This is a genomic window from Nostoc sp. KVJ20, from assembly GCF_001712795.1.
In the GTDB taxonomy this organism is placed as follows: domain Bacteria; phylum Cyanobacteriota; class Cyanobacteriia; order Cyanobacteriales; family Nostocaceae; genus Nostoc.
This window is the reverse complement of the sequence record NZ_KV757732.1, coordinates 1-1,395: the sequence shown is the minus strand read 5'-3', so window position 1 is coordinate 1,395 and position 1,395 is coordinate 1. Positions and strand designations below refer to the sequence as shown.

1 protein-coding gene is annotated in these 1,395 nt (G+C 39.9%); it reads right to left on the bottom strand.

All coding sequences use genetic code 11. The annotated features are described in order from the left end of the window. Positions 1 to 59 precede the first annotated feature (59 nt). On the bottom strand, positions 60 to 962 hold the full coding sequence (locus A4S05_RS32975; protein WP_069073985.1) for a glycine betaine ABC transporter substrate-binding protein: 903 nt from the start codon (positions 960 to 962) through the stop codon (positions 60 to 62). Positions 963 to 1,395 lie beyond the last annotated feature (433 nt).

Genomic DNA, 1,395 nt, shown 5'->3' with positions numbered 1-1,395 from the left:
CCTGCCCCCTGCCTCCTGCCCTCTGCCTCCTGCCCCCTGCCTCCTGCCTCCTGCCTCCTTCAATTTAATCTCTTTGATTTCCGAAACTCCTGGACAACATCTTTAATATCACGTAATTCTCCCTCAACTAAATAATTTAACTGTCGCATTTCATCTGCCGAAATTTTTCCAGCAAGTGAGGCGATCGCAGTTCTTAATTCAGGATACTTTTTTAATATTTCTTGTCGGACAATAGGCACTGTTTCATAAGGTGGAAAATACTTTTTATCATCCTTGAGTACAAATAAACCCAAGCGCGAAATTTGTCCGTCAGTAGAATTACCCGCCACCATATCCACCTGTTTTTGAATCAAAGCACGATATATCAAACCCAAGTCCATAATTTGGGGAGATTTGGCAAAACGTAAATCGTAAGTTTTAGCTAATCCTGGAAAACCATCTTCTCGTTCTAAAAATTCATAACCGAAACCGCCACGCCATTTTGGTGTATATTGAGTAGCTTGAGAGAGAGTTTCAATGTTGTTGCGCTTGGCATCTTCACCCCGGATAATCATTGCAAAAGTATTTTCAAAACCCAAGCTTGGCATCACTTCCAGATTGAATTGCTGGGAGTATGCTTGTTTTAATCTTTCATAAACTTCTTTGGGGTCATTAACTGCTTTTTGCTTTAAAATTCCAGTAAAAGCTGTGCCTGTATACTCAATATATGCGTCGATTTTGCCAGCAGTAATAGCACTATGACAAACAAAAGAACCACCCAAACGAGGGCGACGATCTACTTTTAAATTAGTTGTCGCCTCAATTTGCTGTGCTAATAGTTCACCTAAAATATCTTGTTCAGTAAAATCTTTGGAAGCAAGAATAATATTGCCACCGTTATTACTATTTGAATTTGGCGTACAGCTAGTGATTACCAATAACAAGGCAAAAGTTAAAAAACAAAGTGCTAAAAATCTTTTCATGAGAGGTCATTATATAAATTAAATTTTAGAAGATGTATTACAAGTATAGGACTTACGCACTGTACAACTCATCGTATGAATATACGAGAATGGGTCGTTTCAGCCTTTTATTAATCGTTCTTCGATGGTCGGCTGTAGGGGTAAAGCACATTGCTCATGCGTGTCAACTTAAGCCAAAAATAGCGTACTGATTAGGTGTTGTTCACCCGCCAGGGAATATAATTCAGAGACTAATTGCTCAAGTCTACTGAAGTAGACTAAAAATTTTTGCGCTATGAAGTCCTCTTCGGAGGACTTTAGCTATGAGACAGGGATTTACAATCCCTGGCGGACGTGCGGTTTCGCGTTAAGTTGACACCAGTGCTCCGCTATTCACCCCTCGTAGAAAATTCATGCTTTTTGCAGATAGCTAAGGTTTAGCCCATTCCGACTC